We start from the raw sequence: 19,625 nt of genomic DNA on the forward strand, positions 1-19,625 counted from the left end.
CCACGATGATCAGAGCCGAGACCGCCTCAGCGGCTGCCGCCCGCCGTGGTCACGGCACGCTTTTCCAGCGCCTCACGCAACTGGGCTGGCGGCAGGTAGCCACCGAGCTGGGTGCCGTCGGGGGCGAAGATCGCCGGCGTTCCGTTGACGCCCAGGCGCTGGCCCAGGTTGTATTCCATCGACACCGGGTTCTTGCAGTCCTTGGAGGCGACCGGCTGACCCGACTTGGCGGCCGTGAGCGCCTGCTTGCGATCGGCAGCGCACCACACCGCAATCATTTCCTTATGGTCCTGGCTGCCCAGGCCCATGCGCGGGAACGCCAGGTATTCCACCGCGATGCCCTGCTTGTTGAGCTCGCCGATCTCGCTATGCAACTTACGGCAGTAACCGCACTCCACATCGGTGAAGACGGTGACGGTGTACTTCGGGTTGGCCGGCGCGAACACGATGCGGTCGGCCTTGGGCACGGTGTCCAGCTGCTTGCGGCGGTAGGCCAGCAAGCCCGGGCTGGCGGCGAACTGCTTGTTCTGGATGTCGAACGGCTGCGCCTGGATCAGGTAACGACCGTCGTCGCTGACGTACAGCACCTGCCCGCCGACGACCACTTCGCGAAAGCCGGGGAACGGCGCAGCGCCGATGTAATCGGGTTTGAAATCAGGGTCCAGCGCCTTGAGCGCCGTGCTCACGCGCTGGTCCACGGTGCCGGTGGCGGCGGGCGCAGCGGCTGGCTTGGCGCCGGCAGTGCTTGCCGCAGGCTGCGAGGATTGTGCGCAGGCGGTAAGGCTGATCGCGCCCAGCAGCGCGGCGATGGCAAGACGATACATTCACGCATCCAGATGGAATGAGGTGCCGGGATTCTCGCACAGCGCAGATGAAGCCTGGCCGCGGCCGCGACAGTTTGTGAGCGCTGCAGGCACCCCGTTGCTGCACCTGTTGGACAGACGCAGTGCAGAGCGTGGTCTGCCGCGTCTGGCGATGGGCTCGGCGTTTTCGCCGTCGCAAGGCCCCCTGAAGGTGCCCCCCAGGCGTCGTCCCCCGCTCTCTTTGTTTCCTGGAGTGCAGCGCCGCATGGCGCCCGGCGCTGCCCGTCAGCACGAGGTATGACAATGAGGAGGCCACACCGGCCGGCGCCACCCTGACCGGCAAGGCCGCACGGCCGCCGAGCGGGTCTGGCTAGGTACCAACAACGTCGGCTGGCGGTGTTGGTGCGGCCGCGGGCAGGCGATTGGCCCGGTCGCAGCTCTACCGCGACCGGCGCGTCGCCAGCGCGCACGCCCATGGCGAGGCGCCGCGCGGACTAACCACGCGGATGATGACTGGCGTGCAGTTTCTGCAGATGCTGGCGCGCCACCAGCGTATAGATCTGGGTGGTCGACAACGAGCTGTGGCCCAGCAGCATCTGCAACGCGCGCAGATCGGCGCCGTGGTTGAGCAGATGGGTGGCAAAGCTGTGGCGCAGCCCGTGCGGGCTGACCGTGGCCGGGTCGATGCCGGCCGCCGCTGCGTAGCGTTTGACCAGCGCCCAGAATTGTTGACGACTGAGCGGTTGGCGGGAGACATCGATGAACAACGGCACCTGCCCGTCCACCGCCGCCACAGGCTTGTTCGCGGCCAGCAGCGGGCGCGCCTCGCGCAGGTAACGCTCCAACCAGTGCTGGGATTCCTCGCCCAGCGGCACCAGCCGGTCCTTGCTGCCCTTGCCGGTCACCCGCAGCACGCCCTGGCGCAGGTTCACCCCCACTGCCGGCAGGTTGACCAGTTCGCTCACACGCAGGCCCGCGGCATACATCAGTTCCAGCATGGCGCGATCGCGCAGGCCCGCAGGTGTGTCAAGGTCCGGCGCAGCCAGCAGGGCCTCGATCTGACTTTCGGTCAAGGCCTTTGGCAGCGAGCGTGGCAGGTGCGGCGGGTCGATCAAGGCGGTGGGGTCGTCGCTGCGCGCGCCATCGCGCTGGCACAGTCCGTAGAACGCACGCAAGGTCGACAACAGCCGCGCCGTGCTGCGCGGAGAATAATTCGCCCGGGTGCGCCAGCGCAGATAGTCGAACAGGGCGGCACGGTCGATGCCCAGCAAGCCGCCACCAGCGCCATCGCGCCAACGCGCCAGCCCTTCCAGATCGCGCCGATAACTCTCCAGGGTCTGCCGCGCCACGCCCTGCTCGGCCCAGAACCGGTCGAGAAACCGTTCGATGACGCTGGCATCAGCCGGCTGCACCGGCGGCAGGTGGCGGGCTAGTTGGCGGCGTTCGGCGGGGCTGCTGGCAGACATCGCCACAGCATAAAACGCGGCGCGCGTTTTGAGAGCGGACGCAGTGCGGGTTGCCGGTAGGTGCCTTGCCTGCGCGCGCGGGCTAGGACCTGTGCGCGTCATTGTTATGCGTGATCAGCACGCGTCGTCCGCAGGCGGGCAGGCAATCCGGATCGCGACGCCAGAGCTGCCATGGCCGGTAGGTCCCCGGCATGGGCATGCGCCCAATTGAACATGCCGCGTCTGCGCATCAGCCTTCGCGCCAGGATGCGATTGATCGCAGTTCGATGTATCGCGTGCGTCAGCGCGTGCAGGCACCAGAGCGCGGCTATTGCAGCGCGGCGTTGCGCCGTGCTGGGCGACCGTTATGCTCGCGCCATGACCTCAATTCCTTCGCCTCGCCTTGCACGCGCGCCTGCCCTGGTGGGCTGGCGGCTGCTGGCGTTGTGCTACGACGCCTGGCCGGTGCTGGCGCTGTCGATGCTGATCTCCACCGTGTTCACGCTGGGCTTTACGCTCGCCGGGCACCCCGCGCGCGAAAACATCGCGCCTTTCAGCCGCTGGCAATGGCTGTTGTGGCTGTGCTGCTGGATCGCCGCAGGCATCTACGCCACCGTGAGCTGGCGGCGCGGCGGGCAAACGCTGGGCATGCGCCCCTGGCGGCTGCGCTTGATCGACCCACAGGTGTCCTGGCGTGCGCTGTGGATCCGCTATGCCGTCGGCAGCTTGTCGCTGGCGCTGGGCGGACTGGGATTCTGGTGGGCGTGGCTGGATCGCGACCGGCTAACCTGGCATGACCGTGCGAGTAAGACTCGGCTGGAGCGTATTGCCAGGAAATTGCAGTAATCGGGCCGGCAGTCCACAACTTTCCTATCGAAGCTCCCGCATCTTCGATGCATGCGACTGCACCTGGAATGCTCTAGGGCTAGCGGCAGCGACCAAACCGGGCTGCGGCTTATTTGGCACCCAAGAAGGCGCGCGCAATCAACCACTGAAATGCATGCCCAAACGCATACAGCACCGCTAAAAATGGCGGAACCAACAACGCATAACTTGTCGTCCAACGCATGTTGGTCAACCAGGCATCCGCGTGGAGGGCGTTCAGTGCGATCAGCTGAGGCGTCAACGGCAATTGCAGCAGAACGAAGTGGCCCTTGGGATCGCCCTGAGCGCTGAGCGCACCCCACACGCAAAAAGCAGTTGCCGCCAGGTATAGCAGGCAGAGCGCCACACCCACCACGCTCACCCGCCGCATGCGCTCAGCTACTACGCCTGCGGAACAACCACGCCGACACACCCAGCATCACCATGGGCGGCAGCGCATAGGCAATGCGGTAATCGAGCTTGAGAGCGCCGGCCATGCGGCCGAAGAACAGCTGCAGCAGCCAGAAACCCAGCGCAAACAGAATGCCCAGGAACAGGCGCTTGCCCAGGCCACCGCTGCGCAGCGAGCCGAACGAGAACGGGATTGCCGCCATGCACAGCGCCAGCACGTTGAGCGGATAGAACCACCGGCTCCAGTACTGATCCTCGTAATCGCGCGCGTCCAATCCATTGCGGCGACGGTATTCGATGCTCTGCTCCAGATCGTGCGCGGAGAGATTGCGCGGCTTGGCCAGGCCAGCGGCCAGCGCAGCAGGATTCAGTTGCGATTGCCACGGCAATTCGGGAAAGGTTTCGCGCTGCACCGAGCGTTCCTGGAAGGTGTCGCGACGGACCTGACGCAGGGTCCAACGGCCGTCGCGGTGTTCGGCCACCGAGGCGTAGGTCAATTGCTGCATCCTGCCACTGGAATCAAGGTGGTAGAGCCGCACATCGTGCAGATCCAGTGCGGTGCCACCGCCATCGAGCAGCTTCTCTTCACCACTCAAGGCGTTGAGGAAGGTGTCGCCCTCTCGCGCCCACAGCCCGGCGTAGCGCGAAGACGCCATATCGCTGTTGTAGCGGGCACTGGCCTTGAGCGTGTCGGCCTGGTTCTGTGCCCATGGCCCGATGGTTTCACCACTGATCACCATGCTGGCGGTCAGCAGCGCCATCGCTGCGACGACCGAGGCGGACATGCGTTTGCGCGACACACCCAGCGCGCGCAGCGCCGTCAGTTCGGAGGTGGCGGCCAACTGGCCCAGTCCCATCAGCGCGCCAATCACCGCGGCAGTCGGGAACAAGGTATAGGCCCGGCGCGGCACGGTGTAGGCCACGTAAGCCACTGCGTGCCCGAAGGTGTAGCTGCCCTGCCCGATGTTCTTGGCTTCGCTGGCGAAGGCGTTGACCAGATCCAGCCCCAGCAGCACCGCCCAGGTCAGCAGCACGGTAAACAGCACCACCCGACCGACATACCAATCGTGGACCCGCGGCGTCAGCCTCATGCGCGCGCCCTCGGCCGACGCACGCGGCCGTCGCGCGCATAAGCCCATACCGCCACGGCCAGCAGCGGCAGCGTCAACCACCACAGGCCCAGCGCCGCCGGGGTCTTGCCGTTGGCGATCCACTGGGTGCCGACGATCATCAGATTGGTGCCCACCATGTAGGCCAGAAACGCCAGCATGATCCGGCCATAACGCTGTTGCCGCGGTGCGCTGCGCGACAGCGGCAAGGTGAGCAAGGCGAACGCCAGTGCCAGCAATGGCGGCGCCAGGCGCTCATGCAGCTGGGCGCGCGCGGCAGGGCGTTCGTCCGACAGCAATTGGGTGGTCCACATCACTTCCGGGTCGTTGGCATCGTGCACGCGGGTGCGGTCGGGCAAGGCGATATCGCTGCTGGCGAACTTCATCAATCGGTAGTCCAGGGTCGCGCCGCTCGCCGGGCCTTCCGTGCGGTAGCCATCGTCCAGGCGCAGATAACGGTCGGTTTTGCCTTCGAAGAACATCGCGCCGCGGTCGGCGGTGACCACATCGATGCGATCGTTCTGCTGGCGCTGCATGAAGACCTTGCCCAGGCCCTTGCCGTCGGCAGAGATCGTCTGCAGGTACACCACCCCACCACCGGACAGCGGCGTGAACTGGCCCGACTCCAGGCCGGCCATCAGCACGCTGCGGTTGGCGTCCTCCAGCATCGCCTCGGCGGTGCGGCTCGCCCAGGGGCCCAGCCACAGCGAGCACAACCCGATGACCAACACCACCGGCACCACCAGCATCAGCATCGGCCGCAGCATGCGCCTGGGACCCACGCCAATGGCGGTCATGACGGCCATTTCTGAATCGCGGTACAGCCGCGCCAGTGCCAGTAGCAGGCCCAGCATCAAGGCCAGCGGCAGGATGATGGGCAGATACGCCACGAATTGCAGCCCCACCTGCGACAGCAGCAAGCGCGCCGGGATGCGGCCGTCGGCGATATTGCCGAGGATATCCACCAGCACGCCGCCGACGCTGACGACCAGCAGCACGATCAAGGTGGCCAGGAAGCTCTGGGTGAAATCGCTGAGCAGGTATCGATCGAGCTTCGGCATTGGGTGGGCTTGTTTTAAACTCTCGGATTCGTTCGCGGCGCCGCCAGCCTAGTCCGGTTGGCGTAAACAGCCCGCGATTGTACGGATTTGCCTACGGAATCTGATCAATGGCCCTGCAATTCACCCTGAACCAAGACGCGCCGGCAAGCGCTGCCGTCGACTGCATCGTGGTTGGCGTGTTCGCCGACAAGACCCTTTCGCCCGCTGCCCAGGCGCTGGACAGCGCCAGCCAGGGCCGTTTGACGGCCTTGGTCGCGCGCGGCGACGTGGCCAGCAAGACCGGCAGCACCACACTGCTGCACGACCTGCCCGGCGTCACCGCGCCGCGCGTGCTGGTGGTCGGCCTGGGCGAAGCCGGCAAGTTCGGCGTGGCGCCTTACCTCAAGGCCGTCGGCGATGCGACCCGGGCGCTGAAGACCGGCGCGGTCGGCACCGCCCTGCTCACCCTGACCGAACTCACCGTCAAGGCCCGCGATGCAGCCTGGAACATCCGCCAGGCGGTGACCGTCAGCGACCACGCGGCCTATCGTTACACCGCCACGCTGGGCAAGAAGAAGGTGGATGAAACCGGCTTGACCACCCTGGCGATTGCCGGCGACGACGCCCGCGCGCTCGCCGTGGGCGTGGCCACCGCCGAAGGCGTGGAATTCGCCCGCGAGTTGGGCAACCTGCCGCCGAACTACTGCACCCCGGCCTACCTGGCCGACACCGCGGCCGCGTTTGCCGGCAAGTTCCGCGGCGCCGAGGCCGAGATCCTGGACGAGGCGCAGATGGAAGCGCTTGGCATGGGTTCGCTGCTGTCGGTGGCACGTGGCTCGGCCAACCGCCCGCGCCTGATCGTGCTGAAGTGGAATGGCGGCGGCGACGCGCGCCCCTACGTGCTGGTCGGCAAGGGCATCACCTTCGACACCGGTGGCGTCAACCTCAAGACGCAGGGCGGCATCGAGGAAATGAAGTACGACATGTGCGGTGGCGCCAACGTCATCGGCACCTTCGTGGCCACGGTCAAGGCCGAGCTGCCGATCAATCTGGTGGTGGTGGTGCCGGCGGTCGAGAACGCCATCGACGGCAACGCCTACCGCCCCTCCGACGTGATCACCAGCATGTCCGGCAAGACCATTGAGGTCGGCAATACCGACGCCGAAGGCCGCCTGATCCTGTGCGATGCGCTGACCTACGCCGAACGCTTCAACCCCGAGGCACTGGTGGACGTGGCCACGCTGACCGGCGCCTGCATGGTGGCGCTGGGCCACCAGACCGCCGGCCTGATGAGCAAGCACGACGACCTGGCTAACGAATTGCTGGCCGCCGGCGAGCACGTGTTCGACCGCGCCTGGCGCCTGCCGCTGTGGGACGAATATCAGGGGCTGCTGGATTCCACCTTCGCCGATGTCTACAACATCGGCGGCCGCTGGGGTGGTGCCATCACCGCCGGTTGCTTCCTGTCGCGCTTCACCGAAAACCAGCGCTGGGCGCATCTGGACATCGCTGGCGTCGCCAGCGACGAAGGCAAGCGCGGCATGGCCACCGGCCGCCCGGTGGGCCTGCTGACGCAGTGGTTGCTGGACCGCGCCGCCTGATGTCGCCGCGCGCTGCACTGGCCCTGATCGCCGGGTTCGTGCTGGCGGACGGGGTCACCAGCACGCTGCCCAACTGGAACGGGCTTGCCAGCGACCTGATGCGGTTTGCGCTGTTGCTGGCGCTGATTTTCGTCTGGCTGGCGGCCGACAGCCGCCAGTACGGCGTTCGCCGCCCCATGTGGCTCAACATCGGGATGGTGCTGGCCTGGCTGGTATTCATCCCCATCTATCTGTATCGCGCGCGGCCTGCCGGTCGGCGCTTACGGGCGATGGGCGGGTTCGTGCTGGTGATCCTGGCGTCCGGCCTGCTGTTCACGCTCGGCAGCATCATTGCCGAATCCGTTTTTCCTTCCGTTTCGTGATCTGACCATGCCCCGTGCCGATTTTTATCTGATCGCCAAGCCGCGCTTCCTCAACGAACCGCTGCGGCTGGTCTGCGAGCTGGCGCGCAAGGCCAACGACGCCAACCTGTCCACGCTGATCCTGGCCCGCGATGCGGAGCAGGCCGAAGCGCTGGACGATCTGCTGTGGGCGTTCGACGACGAGGCCTACGTGCCGCACCAGATCGCCGGCACCGACGAGGAAGACGAACTGGCACCGGTGCTGATCGCCGCACCGGAATTCGCCGCCCCCTCGCGCCCGCTGGTGATCAACCTGCGCGACGACCCGTACCTGGGCGCCTGCGACCGCGTGCTCGAAGTCGTCCCCGCCGACCCCGCTGCCCGCGAACCGCTGCGCGAACGCTGGAAACAATACAAGGCCCTGGGCCTGGAACTGACCAAGTACGACATGTGAATCGGGAATGGGGAATGGGGAATCGAAACTTGGCTCCCTCCCATTGACCGTCACCGATCAGCACCTCCCGCTTTACCCATTCCCTATTCCCGACTCCCCATTCCCTGCCTTATGACCACCCTCGCCTCCAGCTACGATCCCTCTTCCTTCGAATCGCGCCTGTATGCGCAGTGGGAGGCGGCCGGTTATTTCGTGCCGTCCGGCAAGGGTGAGCCCTACACCGTGCTGTTGCCGCCGCCCAATGTCACCGGCACGCTGCACATGGGCCATGCATTTCAGCAGACGCTGATGGATGCGTTGGTGCGCTATCACCGCATGCGTGGTTACGACACCTTGTGGCAGGTGGGCACCGACCATGCCGGGATCGCCACCGAGATGGTGGTCTCGCGCAATCTGGCGCTGGAAGGCAAGGGACAAACGCGCGATTCGCTGGGGCGCGAGGGCTTCATCGCCAAGGTGTGGGAATGGAAAGCCGAATCCGGCGACACCATCGAGCGCCAGATGCGCCGCCTGGGCACCTCCAGCGATTGGTCGCGCAGCACCTTCACCATGGACCCGCAGCCGTCGGCCGCGGTCAACGAAGCGTTCGTGCGCTGGTACGAGCAAGGTCTGATCTACCGTGGCCAGCGCCTGGTCAACTGGGATCCGGTGCTGAAGACCGCGATCTCCGACCTGGAAGTGGAAAACGTCGAAGAAGACGGCTTCCTGTGGTCGATCCGTTACCCGCTGGCCGATGGCGTCAGCTACGAACACGTCGAGCACGATGCCGACGGCAACCAGACGCTCCGCGAAACCCGCGATTATCTGGTGGTGGCCACCACGCGCCCGGAAACCATGCTCGGCGACACCGCAGTGATGGTGCACCCTGAAGATGCGCGTTATCTCACGCTGCATAACGCCCGCATCGTGTTGCCGCTGACCGGCCGGCACGTGCCGGTGATCACCGACGATTACGTCGACCGCGCCTTCGGCACCGGCGTGGTCAAGGTCACGCCTGCGCACGATTTCAACGATTATCAGGTGGGTGTGCGGCACTCGCTGCCGATGATCAACATCCTGACCCCGGAAGCCAAAATCATTGGCGGCCCTGATCAGCACGTCATCCCAAGTTCCGATCGCACCGCACCTTTCGCGTTGGGCGTCAGAGACGCTCACGGATTGGAAGCTATTCCAGATAAGTATCGCGGGCTGGATCGCTACGACGCGCGCAAGTTGGTGCTGTCCGAGCTGGAAGACCTGGGCATCCTTGTAGAAACCAAGCCGCACAAGCTGCAGGTGCCGCGCGGCGATCGCACCGGCCAGGTGATCGAGCCCTACCTCACCGACCAGTGGTTCGTGAAAATGGATGCGCTTGCCAAACGTGGGCTGGAGCTGGTCGAAAGCGGCCAGATCAAGTTCGTGCCGCCGAACTGGATCAACACCTATCGTCACTGGATGGAGAATATCCAGGATTGGTGCATCAGCCGTCAGCTGTGGTGGGGCCATCGCATTCCGGCGTGGTTCGACGATGCAGGCAAGTGCTACGTGGGTCGCGACGAAGCCGAGGTGCGCGCCAAACATGGCCTGGGTGCGGAGATTGCGCTGCATCAGGACAGCGACGTGCTCGAAACCTGGTTCTCTTCGCAGCTGTGGCCGTTCTCCACACTGGGCTGGCCGGATGCGCAGGCGATGGCCGAGCGCGGCTTCGAGCGCTATCTGCCGTCGTCGGTGCTGGTCACCGGCTTCGACATCATCTTCTTCTGGGTGGCGCGCATGATCATGGCCACCGACAGCTTCACCGGCCAGGTGCCGTTCCGCGATGTCTACATCACCGGCCTGATTCGCGATGCGCAGGGCCAGAAGATGTCCAAGTCCAAGGGCAACGTGCTCGATCCGCTGGACATCATCGACGGCATCAGCATCGAAGACCTGGTGGCCAAGCGCACCACCGGGCTGATGAAGCCGAAGGATGCGCCCAAGATCGAAAAAGCCACACGCAAGGAATTCCCGGACGGCATCATCGCCCACGGTGCCGACGCGCTGCGCTTCACCATCGCCGCGCTCGCCACGCATGGCCGCGACATCAAGTTCGATCTGGGCCGCGCCGAGGGCTACAAGAACTTCTGCAACAAGCTGTGGAACGCCACGCGCTTCGTGTTGATGAACAGCGAAGGCGCACGCTTTACCGGCGTGCCGCAGCCGCGCACCGAAGCGGAAAAGTGGATCCTGGCGCGCCTGGACAAGGTCACCGCGGAAACCCACGCGCATTACGCCAACTATCGCTTCGACCTGCTCGCGCAATCGCTGTACGAATTCGCCTGGAATGCGTTCTGCGACTGGTTCGTGGAGCTGGCCAAGCCGGCGCTCAACCATCAGGACGCCGACGCGGCCGCCAGCACGCGCCACACGCTGCTGTTTGTGCTGGAGTCGTTGCTGCGCCTGTTGCACCCGCTCACCCCGTTCGTCACCGAAGAATTGTGGCAGCAGGTCGCACCGCGCCTGGGCATTACCACCGCCACAATCTCGTTGCAGAGCTTCCCGCAGCCCGGCGATGTCGATACCGGCAGCTATGCCAGCGCTGAAGCCGATGTCGAATGGCTCAAGTCGATGGTGTCGGCGCTGCGCCGCGTGCGCAGCGAATTGAACGTGCCGCCGTCCAAGCAGGTGCGCCTGCTGCTGCAGGCCGGCACTGCCGACGACCGCCCGCGCGTTGCCCGCTTCGCCTCGCAGTTGTCGTTCCTGCTCAAGCTGGAAAGCATCGACTGGCTGGACGCTGGCCAGGACACCCCGCCGTCGGCCGCCGCCATCGTCGGCGAACTCACGTTGCTGGTGCCACTGGAAGGCCTGGTCGACATGGATGCAGAGCGCACCCGCCTGGACAAGGAAATCAGGCGCGTGGAAGGCGAGATCGGCAAGTGCAACGGCAAACTCGGCAGCGCGACGTTCGTGCAGAATGCGCCAGCTGCAGTGGTCGAACAGGAGCGCGCGCGCTTGAACGACTGGACCACGCAACTGACCGGCCTGCGCGAGCAGCGCGCGAAGATCTGAGCAAGTCGGTCAGTCGAGCGCGCCGCAGTCATGCGGTCGCGTTCGGGGTCGGAGCAGCGTGTGAGTGCGCGGTGCCCTCACCGCTCGCGGAACACGCCATAAACCCATGGCGGCATGGATGCCGCCACGGAGCTTACAGGGACGTATTTGCAGCGTGTCCCGCGATGGTGGGCGGGCAAGGCCCTGCAGTAAATCGCAACTCCACTGCCCGGCGCATAATTCATCGCATCTGTCCGCGATGTAAGCGCTGTGGACTAGAACTTCAAATCCACACGCGCATACCAGAAACGTCCACCGGGGATATCGTAAGTGGATGCGTCGTAGCCGTTGAGGGAGCAGGACAGGCAGATCGGCGGATCCTTGTCGAATACGTTGTTCAAGCCGGCCGTGAGTTGCAGGCCCTTGAGCCAATCCACACGATAGCCCACCTGCGCATCGTGATAGGTAATCGCATCCAGCCGGTTGGTTCCCACCGTCGGATCAGAACACACCGCAAACTCCACCGCGTCACCGCATTGCTCGGTGAGTTTGGAAATGTGCCGCGCAGTCCACGAAGCCGTCCAGTTGCCCAGCGACCAATCCAGTACTGCGTTGCTGGTCCACTCCGGAATTGCGCTATCGACCACCTCGATACCCGGCCCTTGCGGCTGCCGCTGACCTGCCGCGCCCAGCGCCTCGTAACGGCCTACCAAGGTGTTCTGCCACGAGAGTTTGAAGCGCCCGAACGCGGCTTCCGGTAGCGTCCAGAACAGATCCACGTCCCAGCCGTCGGTCTTGATCGAGCCCAGGTTGGTCAGCCGGTTGTTGAAGGCATTGATGCCGCCGGTGGACGCCCGCGCGATGCCATCGCAGTACAACGCATCCAGCGTATCCACGCACAAATCCAGCTGCGTCTGCGCATTGATCGCCTGGATCGCACCATCCACATGATGGCGATAGAAGGTCACCTCCAGATCGAGGCGGTCGGACCAGCTGGCATCGCTCGCAAATCCAGGGCTGAAGACAAAACCCGCGCTGAAACTGCGCGAATGCTCCGGGTCCAGTTGTTCATTGCCGCCGGTGGTGACCGAGATCTGCTGGTTGGCCTGCTGGTAGCCCGTCGGCACGCCGAGCGCTGCGCAGTTGGCCGCGCTGCCACGCGGCGCGGTGCCGCCCAGACCGATCGAGCACGGGTCCGACAATTGCAGATCCGCACGTGCCGCCGAACCGAACAACTCGCCGATGGTCGGCGCACGGAAGCCTTCCGCATAACTGGTGCGCAACACGAACTCATCGGTGACCTGCCAACGCAGACCGTACTTCGGCGTGAACTCGCCACCGAATGTCGAATAGTCCGAATAGCGTCCGGCGATATTCAGATCCAGTTTGTCGCCCAATGCGGAGTTGGCGAAGATCGGAATATTGAGTTCGAGATAGGCTTCGTTGACGTCGTAGCTGCCCGCCGTGGGCAACGAGGGCACGCCGTTGTAACGCCCGGCCACGGTGAGCGGATCGGGCTGATAAGAGCCTTCGTACTTGCGGTATTCGTAACCGCTGGCGAACGACACCGCACCGCCGGGCAACTGGAACAACTCGCTGCTGAGGTTGGCGGTGAACAGGCTCAATTCGTTCTGGCTGCGGTCGCGCACCACCGGCTGGATCCAGCGCAACATCTCCGGCGTGATGCTGCCGGCACCGCTGGAGATATCCAGTGGCACGCAGCCAGCCACGGCCGCGCAGCCAGCCGGGTCGCCCAGCGCCAGGTTGATGTTGTAGAGGTTGTAGCTGCCGTAGTTGGTCTGCTCGGCCTTGTTCTTGCTGTACATGCCGTTGACGTCCCAGAACCAGGTCCGCCCTGCGCCTTCGAACGTGCCGACCAAGCCGGTGCCGAAATATTGGGTATCGACCTGTTGCTCATAACGCCGCGGCCCGCCTTCCACCGGCCTGCGACCGATCTGGATCAGATTGGTGGCCGAATCCAGATCGAATCCGAACGGGTTGAACGGGTTGAGCGCGGAGATCACGATGTTGTCGGCCAGCGGGTTGCCGGTGCCGGCGTCGGGCCCGAGGAAGATAGGCTCCGGCGCGGCCTGGTTGGTCGATTCGCGCCGGTTGCCCAACGCCTTGACGTACCACTGCACGTCGTCGTTGAAGTAATAGCGGAACTGCGCAAATACGCCCTTGCGTTCGGACGGTGTCAGCAACAGATTCTGCTCGGCGAAGTTGTAGCGGTCTGCGGTGCCGAATCAGTGATAGTCGTCGCTGCGCGTGCAACCGCCGCTACCATCGTATTGCGGTGTGCCGACGCCGGCATTGGGCGTGAGGTTCTGGCGCACGCCGGTGTTGGGATCGACGAACTGGAAGCGGCCATCCGGCGTCGCCGAGCTGGCGAAGGTCAGCCCGGTGCCAGGAATCGGGAAGCGGGCCTGCGCACGATCGCGCGCATAGATCGGATCCTGTTTGACATAGCTTGCGCCCAGAAACAGGCTGAAATTCTCTCCGCTGGTGCCCCACGCCAGGTCCATGCCCTGGTTGGTGCCATCGCCCTTGCCGTACTGCCCGTAATTGAGCGTGACCTGCGCACCGTCGAAACTGCGACGGGTGATGATGTTGACCACACCGGCAATCGCATCCGAGCCGTACAACGACGAGGCGCCGTCTTCGAGCACTTCGATACGCTCGACGATCGCCAGCGGAATGGTGTTGAGATCGGTCGACGAGCCCACGCCGGACGCGGAGGATTCATTGACCCAGCGAATGCCATCCACCAGCACCAGCACGCGCTTGGAACCGAGATGGCGCAGATCCACCTGCGCCGAGCCGGCACCCACGCCACTGCCATCGGGCGGAAAGCCGAAGTTGCCCGACGAATTGAACTTGGCATTGAGCGCCGAACCGGACGCGGTGAGCTCCTGCAGCACTTCGCCGATGGAAGTCAGGCCGGTGCGTTCGATGTCGGCGCGATTGAGCGTCTGGATCGGTACCTGGCCCTGCAACTCGGCGGTTTTGATGCGCGTGCCGGTGACCTGCACGCTGTCGAGCGTGCGCGCGCTCGGTGCGGCCTCGGGCTGTTGCGCCCAGGCGAGCGTGGGGATCAGACACAATGACAACTGCACGGCCAGGCATGACCGATGGGGGCCAATCAGACGCTTCATCCTTTCTCTCTCCAGAAGGATTCTTGAGTGTCCGCACGCCCCCGTGCCCTGCGGTCCTTCCCAATTCTTAAACGAAAAATTAACGCACCGCAACTGGCGGTGCAGCAACGCACGGTGCCGCAGCGATCGTGACGAGGTGTCATCTGCACGCACGTGCGTGCTCGACCCATTGCGCATGCAAGCGAAGACGGCCATCTCCATCACGCGCGAATGACGCGTATTCACTCAGGCGCTCAGGCGTGCTTGGGTATCATCGCGCCATGACTTATGCCCCCCGCCTTGCCACTGTTTTCATCGGCCTGCTGTGTCTTGGCAGCACCGCATTGCACGCGCAAACCCTCGACCCACAGCTGACTGCCATGCGCGATGCCATCGCGGCCGCAGAGCGCGGCCAGACCGATGCCGGCCAGCTCGCTGCATTGAGCCGCCATCCGCTGTATGGATGGCTGGAATTTGCCGCGCTCAAGCGCACGATCGATACCGTCTCCAATGCGCAGGCGCAGGCATTTTTGCAGCGTTATGCCGGCCAGCCCGTGGCTGAGAGCTTCCGCAGCACGTGGCTGCCGGCGGTGGCGCGGCGGCAAGACTGGAACACGCTGCTGGCCAACTGGAAGTCCACCGACAGCGTCGGCCTGCGCTGCGCACAACTGACCGCGCGCCTGGCCACCGGCAAGGCCGATGCACAATGGAGCCGCGACGCGCTGGCCCTGTGGCGCAATGGCAAGGCGCTGCCCGATGCCTGCGATGCAGTGGTCGCCGGGCTGGAATCGCGCGGTGAACTTACGCCGGCGCTGCGCTGGGAACGCGTGGACGCCGCTGCCGATGCGCAGCAGCCGGCGGTCATGCGCACGGCCGCACGCGGACTCCCCGCCGCCGATCTGGCGCTGACCACCGATTACGCTGCCTTTCTCGACAAGGTCCACCCGCGTGCACTAGGTTGGCCCAAGACCGAGCGCAGCCGCCGCATCGCGGTCGACGGGCTGGCCAAGTTGGCCAAGAGCGATCCCGACGCTGCCGAGCAGCAGCTACCGCAACTTGCCAGTGCGCTCGGCTTCAGCCAGGCGCAGCGTGGGCAGGTGCTGTATCAGATCGCATTGTGGACCGTCGCCTCGTACCTGCCGGATTCGGCGCGTCGCCTCAATGCAGTGCCCGATGCCTCGTACGACGAGCGCCTGCACGAATGGCGTGCGCGCGAGGCGATGGCGCGCGGCGACTGGCCGGCCGCCTTGGCGGCGATCCGCAAGATGCCCGCCACCCAGCGCAGCGATTCGCGCTGGCAGTATTTCGAGGCGCGCCTGGCCGAGAAGACCGGCGCTGCCGCGGCCGCGCAGCCGCTGTATCGCGCAGCCGCGCAATCGCCGACCTTCCACGGCTTCCTGGCCGCCGATCGTCTGCAGCAACCTTACCGGCTTTGCCCCTGGGAGCCCAACGACAGCGCGCAGGCAAAGGCCGCCGTTGCGCGCGACCCGGCCCTGGTCCGCGCAATCGCGTTATTTCAGATCGACCGCCCCGGTTGGGCCGTGGCCGAGTGGAACGATGCCGCCACCCGCTTCGACGACACCCAGCGCCGGCTGGCAGTGGAAGTTGCCAGCGACAACGGCTGGTTCGACCGTGCGGTGTTCGCGCTCGGCAAGCAGCCGGACGAACAACGGCTCTATGCGTTGCGTTTCCCCCTGCACCACGACGACAGCATTCGCCGCGAAGCGGCCAAAAACGCGATCGACCCGGCCTGGGTGGCAGCGGAGATCCGTGCCGAAAGCATCTTCAATCCGCGCGCGCGCTCGCCTGCCAACGCGATGGGCCTGATGCAGGTATTGCCGGGCACCGGCGCGGCCGTGGCCAAGGGCATCGCCCTGCCCGGCTATGCGGGTGCAAGCAGCCTCTATGAGCCGGACACCAACATCGCCATCGGCACCGCCTACCTGCGCCAGTTGCTCAATACCTACGGCCTGCCCTACCTCACCATCGCCGCCTACAACGCCGGCCCGGGGCCGACCGGGCGCTGGCAATCGCAACGGCCCAACTTCGAGCCGGACTTCTGGATCGAGACCATCAGCTACAAGGAAACCCGTGAGTACGTCGCGCGTGTGCTGGCTTTCAGCGTGATCTACGACTGGCGCCTCAACGGCGACATGCTGCCGTTGAGCGACCGGCTCATGGGCAAGCTGGTGGACAAACGTCTGAAACCGGTATGTACCCCGGGCCAGGCTGCCAATAACGCCGCGCGGGATTGAGCGACGCCGGGCGCCCTGCACGGTTGCAGGGCCCTGGCGCGTGCGCGGCACCGCCATTGCGCACGGCACTGACGCAACATGGACGCCACGCAGGGAGCGGCAAGGACGTGCCTGCAGCGTGTCCAGCGGTCATGGATCGGCATGGAAAGGCAAGCGTGCTGCAAGCATTTCCCAGCTCCACGATGCAATGCCCCCCCCAGACCACATCCATCGCCACGCCAAACGCATAACGCCCGCATCACTGCGGGCGTTGTGCAACTGGGTGCTGCACCGCGTTTGCAGCCCTGCAGCCAGCGGCAGTTACAGCTTGCCGGCGCCTGCTTTCGCCTTGACGTCTGCAGCGACCTTGTCTGCCGATAGCAGATTGTAGGTATAGGGCGGTGTCCAGCCGATGTTGGTATTCCACGAGCACGACAGCGCCTTGCCGTTGAGCAGCGAACCCTGATCGCGATACACGCTGCCACCGTAGTCGGCGGCGATCTTGTCGCAGCTGCTGACACCGCTGATCTCGAACACGTTGCGCTCGGAGAAGATCTTCGACTCCTTGCCCACGCCATGCGCGTAGGAGAACGGATACACCGCATTGCTGGTGCTGCCGACGTGGTAGTTGTTGTACAGATGGACCTGACCGAAGCGCACGCGCGGGGCGCGCGCAGAAATGTTTTCGAACAGGGTGTTGTGAATGGTGACCTTGAGCTTGCCGCTGTCGGTACTGGACGCGCTGTCGCTGGAGCCGATCAGGTTGTTCTTCTCGTGCGACTTGAAGGCCGAGTACGAGACGGTGACGAAATTGGCGCCTTTCTTGATGTCCATCGCGCCATCGTGGTGCTGTTTCGGACGACCATTGCGGTGCCATTCTGATCGTCGGTACGGCGGCCATCGGTGAAGGTGACATGGTCCACCCACACGTTGCTGGCGCCTTCCACGGTCAGGCCGTCGTACTCCGCATTCCAGTTGCCGGCGCTGCCATCATCCGGGTCCCATGGATTTTCGATGGTGATATTGCGGATGATGACGTCGTTGGCCTTGACGTAAAAATAGCCTTCGCGAATTTCAGCGTTGCTGGTGATGCCGATCAGCGTGGTCTTGGTGGGCACGTCCAGACGCGCGCGCGTCTTCATGTCCGAGGTTTTGGTGTAAGGCTTTCCTTCGCTGATATCGATGATGCCGCTGACCTTGATGATGCGCCCGTTGCTCCCGACGCTTGCGCTCAATGCTGCTTTCAACTCGGCGGCGTTCTTGACGGTGTAGATATTGGCGGCAGCTGCTTTGGAGCCGCCCTTGGTGCCGCCGTTCTGGGTCGCCCAACCCGTGGTTGCAACCTCCAACGCCGCATCGGCATAGGCAACGCCGGTGAGCAGCAACGACCCAACGAACAGCGACGCGGCGGCCGCCGTCGAAAATTTCGGCTTCATCTTGATCTCTCCCTCGAATGGGTTCGATGCGCCGCGCTGCGGCGCACCCCTGGTCCAGCAGACTCGGAACGCATTATTCAGATATGGAATATTCCATTCCGCGGATCCGATACTAGGAGCATTGCAACCGCTTGTATCTAGACGTTTTTCGGATATGCATGCGCAATCACGCAAACGCTTGCGAGACACAAAAGAAGAGACAAAACGCTGCGATCAGGACACGCAGAGACAGCGCAAGGACACTGCAACGCAGCAAGATTGCGGGTCACGCCATGGGGCGTGCCACGCGAGAATGCACGCCACCATTCAAATACATCTGTTTTTCGGCGTACCAGTCGTTGCAATGCATTGCCGCGCCGCGGCATTCAACACGAAAGCGCCGCCCGCCTACGACTGGGAGCAACGCAAAAGCGCCTATCGGTCCATGGCGAAACATTCGCCACCTCGCAGACCGGCGCGTCGGCCCATGTTGTACGCAAGGCGCACGCCCCTCGCTCCAATGTGGCCAGCATGCCGCATGACCACGGTCAGATCGATTGCACGGGCGCAGCATCATTTGACGCCACGCGTCTGATGCGCATGGGTCCGCGCCGCCATCGACCGCTCCGGCGACCGGTTCGCTGCGACCTCACCAAGCCGTTCGGTAGGGCAAGGCGAGCTCGTTGCGCAAGCGAGATACCAAACGCTCCATGCGCAGGTGCATCCTGCAATCGCTCAGCACAAGCATCGAATCGAAGACCATCAGCGCCGGCATCCGGCGCAACAACGCCAACTGGCCGCTCCCTCAACGACGAATGCGTGCGCTCAGGAAAATCCTTCGAAGAACAACTCGATCGCCATCACCAACGCGTCTTCGCGTCCGGTGTGGGATGGGTAGTAGCGCGGGCGCCGGCCGATTTCGTTGAAGCCTTCGGAGTGGTACAGCGCGATGGCCGAGGGGTTGGACGGGCGCACTTCCAGAAACGCGCGCCGCGCACCGCGATCGCAGGCGCCCTTGATCAGCGCGCGCAGTAGCACGCGACCGTGGCCTTGCGATTGCGCCTCCGGTGCGATGCAGACGTTGAGCACGTGCGCCTCGTCGGCGGCGATGCTGATCACGCCATAGCCGATGACCCGGCCGCCCTGCTCCATCACCCAGCCGGGATATCCGGCCTGCAGGCAGTCGCGAAAGATGTTGCGCGTCCACGGAAACGGATAGGCGCGCAGCTCGATCTCCATCACCGCATCTAGGTCGCTCTCGCGCATTGCGCGCAGCGAGCTGGGTTGCGGCGCATTCAATGCGCTCACGCCGGGTCCCGGCGCCGACGCAGCGCGCGCAGCTGCGGCCACAGTGCACGCTTGGCGGCCGGATTGCCGCGCAGTTCCGCCAGCGGCCAGGATGCCATCAAGGCCTGGGTCGCAGGATCGCCCGGATTGCAGCCGGATGCGCGCAGCAAGGCCATCTGCAGGCGATCCGGCATGCCGACCCGGCTGCGCCGTTGCGGCACCGACGCTGGCGCAGTGCTGGGCGCACGTGGCGCTTCGGCCGGTGCCGCCGGTGCATTCCGCCGCGCGACGGGCGCATTGGCCGTTGCAGGTTGCAGCGCACGCTCCACACGCGCCGGCGCGGCCATCGGTGCGCGCTCGGCAATCTCGACAGGCGCGGGCAACGCATCGACCGCATCGCGATCCAGGTACACGGTATGCCCCAATGCCTGCAGATACGACACCTGCAGATCGGACCACATCGGCTCGCTCATTGAGTCGC

Annotated in this window: 13 protein-coding genes and 2 pseudogenes; 6 read left to right on the top strand and 9 right to left on the bottom strand. The window is 64.8% G+C overall.

The features are described from left to right. Positions 1–26 precede the first annotated feature (26 nt). Positions 27–824, bottom strand: coding sequence for a DsbC family protein (locus EO156_RS12330; protein ID WP_003490215.1), 798 nt, complete (start codon positions 822–824; stop codon positions 27–29). Between the two features lie 473 nt (positions 825–1,297). Beyond that, entirely contained in the window at positions 1,298–2,269 is a 972-nt protein-coding gene (xerD, locus tag EO156_RS12345) for a site-specific tyrosine recombinase XerD (RefSeq protein ID WP_026007181.1), read from the bottom strand. A 357-nt stretch (positions 2,270–2,626) separates the two neighbouring features. On the opposite strand from xerD, the gene EO156_RS12350 reads away from it, so the two are divergent. Further along, positions 2,627–3,094: an RDD family protein gene (locus EO156_RS12350; protein ID WP_026007182.1), complete on the top strand. Its 468-nt coding sequence runs from the start codon at positions 2,627–2,629 to the stop codon at positions 3,092–3,094. A gap of 109 nt (positions 3,095–3,203) precedes the next feature. Here the strand turns inward: EO156_RS12350 and EO156_RS12355 are convergent, their stop codons facing one another. The 3 genes from EO156_RS12355 to lptF are packed head-to-tail and all read right to left on the bottom strand — an operon-like array spanning position 3,204 to position 5,693. After that, the gene (locus EO156_RS12355; RefSeq protein ID WP_016850866.1) at positions 3,204–3,503 is read right to left on the bottom strand and encodes a hypothetical protein; all 300 of its coding nucleotides are present in this window, start codon (positions 3,501–3,503) and stop codon (positions 3,204–3,206) included. 4 nt (positions 3,504–3,507) lie between these two features. Further along, positions 3,508–4,662, bottom strand: a complete 1,155-nt coding sequence (gene lptG / locus EO156_RS12360) for an LPS export ABC transporter permease LptG (protein ID WP_016850867.1) — start codon at positions 4,660–4,662, stop codon at positions 3,508–3,510. Continuing rightward, positions 4,611–5,693 (bottom strand): LPS export ABC transporter permease LptF, encoded by a 1,083-nt coding sequence (gene lptF / locus EO156_RS12365; RefSeq protein ID WP_016850868.1) that lies wholly within the window; start codon positions 5,691–5,693, stop codon positions 4,611–4,613. The genes lptG and lptF overlap by 52 nt, the downstream gene beginning before the upstream one ends. Before the next feature lie 107 nt (positions 5,694–5,800). Between lptF and EO156_RS12370 the strand changes: the two genes are divergently transcribed. The 4 genes from EO156_RS12370 (at position 5,801) to EO156_RS12385 (ending at position 11,095) form a co-directional block, all read left to right on the top strand. Beyond that, complete coding sequence (locus tag EO156_RS12370) at positions 5,801–7,273, top strand: leucyl aminopeptidase (protein WP_003490206.1); 1,473 nt, start codon at positions 5,801–5,803, stop codon at positions 7,271–7,273. Then, positions 7,273–7,635: a hypothetical protein gene (locus EO156_RS12375; protein WP_016850869.1), complete on the top strand. Its 363-nt coding sequence runs from the start codon at positions 7,273–7,275 to the stop codon at positions 7,633–7,635. The genes EO156_RS12370 and EO156_RS12375 overlap by 1 nt, the downstream gene beginning before the upstream one ends. 7 nt (positions 7,636–7,642) lie before the next feature. Next, on the top strand, positions 7,643–8,068 hold the full coding sequence (locus EO156_RS12380; protein WP_003490202.1) for a DNA polymerase III subunit chi: 426 nt from the start codon (positions 7,643–7,645) through the stop codon (positions 8,066–8,068). A 111-nt stretch (positions 8,069–8,179) separates the two neighbouring features. After that, positions 8,180–11,095, top strand: a complete 2,916-nt coding sequence (locus tag EO156_RS12385; RefSeq protein WP_016850870.1) for a valine--tRNA ligase — start codon at positions 8,180–8,182, stop codon at positions 11,093–11,095. Between the two features lie 254 nt (positions 11,096–11,349). Here the strand turns inward: EO156_RS12385 and EO156_RS12390 are convergent. Then, positions 11,350–14,229: pseudogene (locus tag EO156_RS12390) on the bottom strand (TonB-dependent receptor). Between the two features lie 260 nt (positions 14,230–14,489). Here EO156_RS12390 and EO156_RS12395 point away from each other — a divergent pair. Then, positions 14,490–16,463, top strand: coding sequence for a transglycosylase SLT domain-containing protein (locus tag EO156_RS12395; RefSeq protein ID WP_016850873.1), 1,974 nt, complete (start codon positions 14,490–14,492; stop codon positions 16,461–16,463). Positions 16,464–16,763: 300 nt separating this feature from the next. Here EO156_RS12395 and EO156_RS12400 read toward each other — a convergent pair. The 3 genes and pseudogenes from EO156_RS12400 to EO156_RS12410 all read right to left on the bottom strand — a co-directional run bounded on the left by EO156_RS12400 (position 16,764) and on the right by EO156_RS12410 (position 19,617). Then, positions 16,764–17,878 (bottom strand): annotated as a pseudogene (locus tag EO156_RS12400) (pectate lyase). A gap of 804 nt (positions 17,879–18,682) precedes the next feature. Then, positions 18,683–19,165 carry a ribosomal protein S18-alanine N-acetyltransferase gene (gene rimI / locus EO156_RS12405; protein ID WP_003491004.1) on the bottom strand — a complete coding sequence of 161 codons (483 nt, stop codon included), beginning with the start codon at positions 19,163–19,165 and terminating at the stop codon, positions 18,683–18,685. After that, positions 19,162–19,617, bottom strand: coding sequence for an alanine acetyltransferase (locus EO156_RS12410; protein WP_029829439.1), 456 nt, complete (start codon positions 19,615–19,617; stop codon positions 19,162–19,164). The genes rimI and EO156_RS12410 overlap by 4 nt, the downstream gene beginning before the upstream one ends. Positions 19,618–19,625 lie beyond the last annotated feature (8 nt).

Origin of the sequence: Xanthomonas sp. DAR33341, from assembly GCF_003992815.1 — a bacterium.
Lineage (GTDB): Bacteria > Pseudomonadota > Gammaproteobacteria > Xanthomonadales > Xanthomonadaceae > Xanthomonas > Xanthomonas cissicola.

Bases quoted from the DNA above. Each gene is read 5' to 3' on its own strand.
- EO156_RS12330 (WP_003490215.1), bottom strand. From the start codon at position 824: ATGTATCGTCTTGCCATCGCCGCGCTGCTGGGCGCGATCAGCCTTACC.
- xerD (WP_026007181.1), bottom strand. From the start codon at position 2,269: ATGTCTGCCAGCAGCCCCGCCGAACGCCGCCAACTAGCCCGCCACCTG.
- EO156_RS12350 (WP_026007182.1), top strand. From the start codon at position 2,627: ATGACCTCAATTCCTTCGCCTCGCCTTGCACGCGCGCCTGCCCTGGTG.
- EO156_RS12355 (WP_016850866.1), bottom strand. From the start codon at position 3,503: ATGCGGCGGGTGAGCGTGGTGGGTGTGGCGCTCTGCCTGCTATACCTG.
- lptG (WP_016850867.1), bottom strand. From the start codon at position 4,662: ATGGGCTTATGCGCGCGACGGCCGCGTGCGTCGGCCGAGGGCGCGCGC.
- lptF (WP_016850868.1), bottom strand. From the start codon at position 5,693: ATGCCGAAGCTCGATCGATACCTGCTCAGCGATTTCACCCAGAGCTTC.
- EO156_RS12370 (WP_003490206.1), top strand. From the start codon at position 5,801: ATGGCCCTGCAATTCACCCTGAACCAAGACGCGCCGGCAAGCGCTGCC.
- EO156_RS12375 (WP_016850869.1), top strand. From the start codon at position 7,273: ATGTCGCCGCGCGCTGCACTGGCCCTGATCGCCGGGTTCGTGCTGGCG.
- EO156_RS12380 (WP_003490202.1), top strand. From the start codon at position 7,643: ATGCCCCGTGCCGATTTTTATCTGATCGCCAAGCCGCGCTTCCTCAAC.
- EO156_RS12385 (WP_016850870.1), top strand. From the start codon at position 8,180: ATGACCACCCTCGCCTCCAGCTACGATCCCTCTTCCTTCGAATCGCGC.
- EO156_RS12395 (WP_016850873.1), top strand. From the start codon at position 14,490: ATGACTTATGCCCCCCGCCTTGCCACTGTTTTCATCGGCCTGCTGTGT.
- EO156_RS12410 (WP_029829439.1), bottom strand. From the start codon at position 19,617: ATGAGCGAGCCGATGTGGTCCGATCTGCAGGTGTCGTATCTGCAGGCA.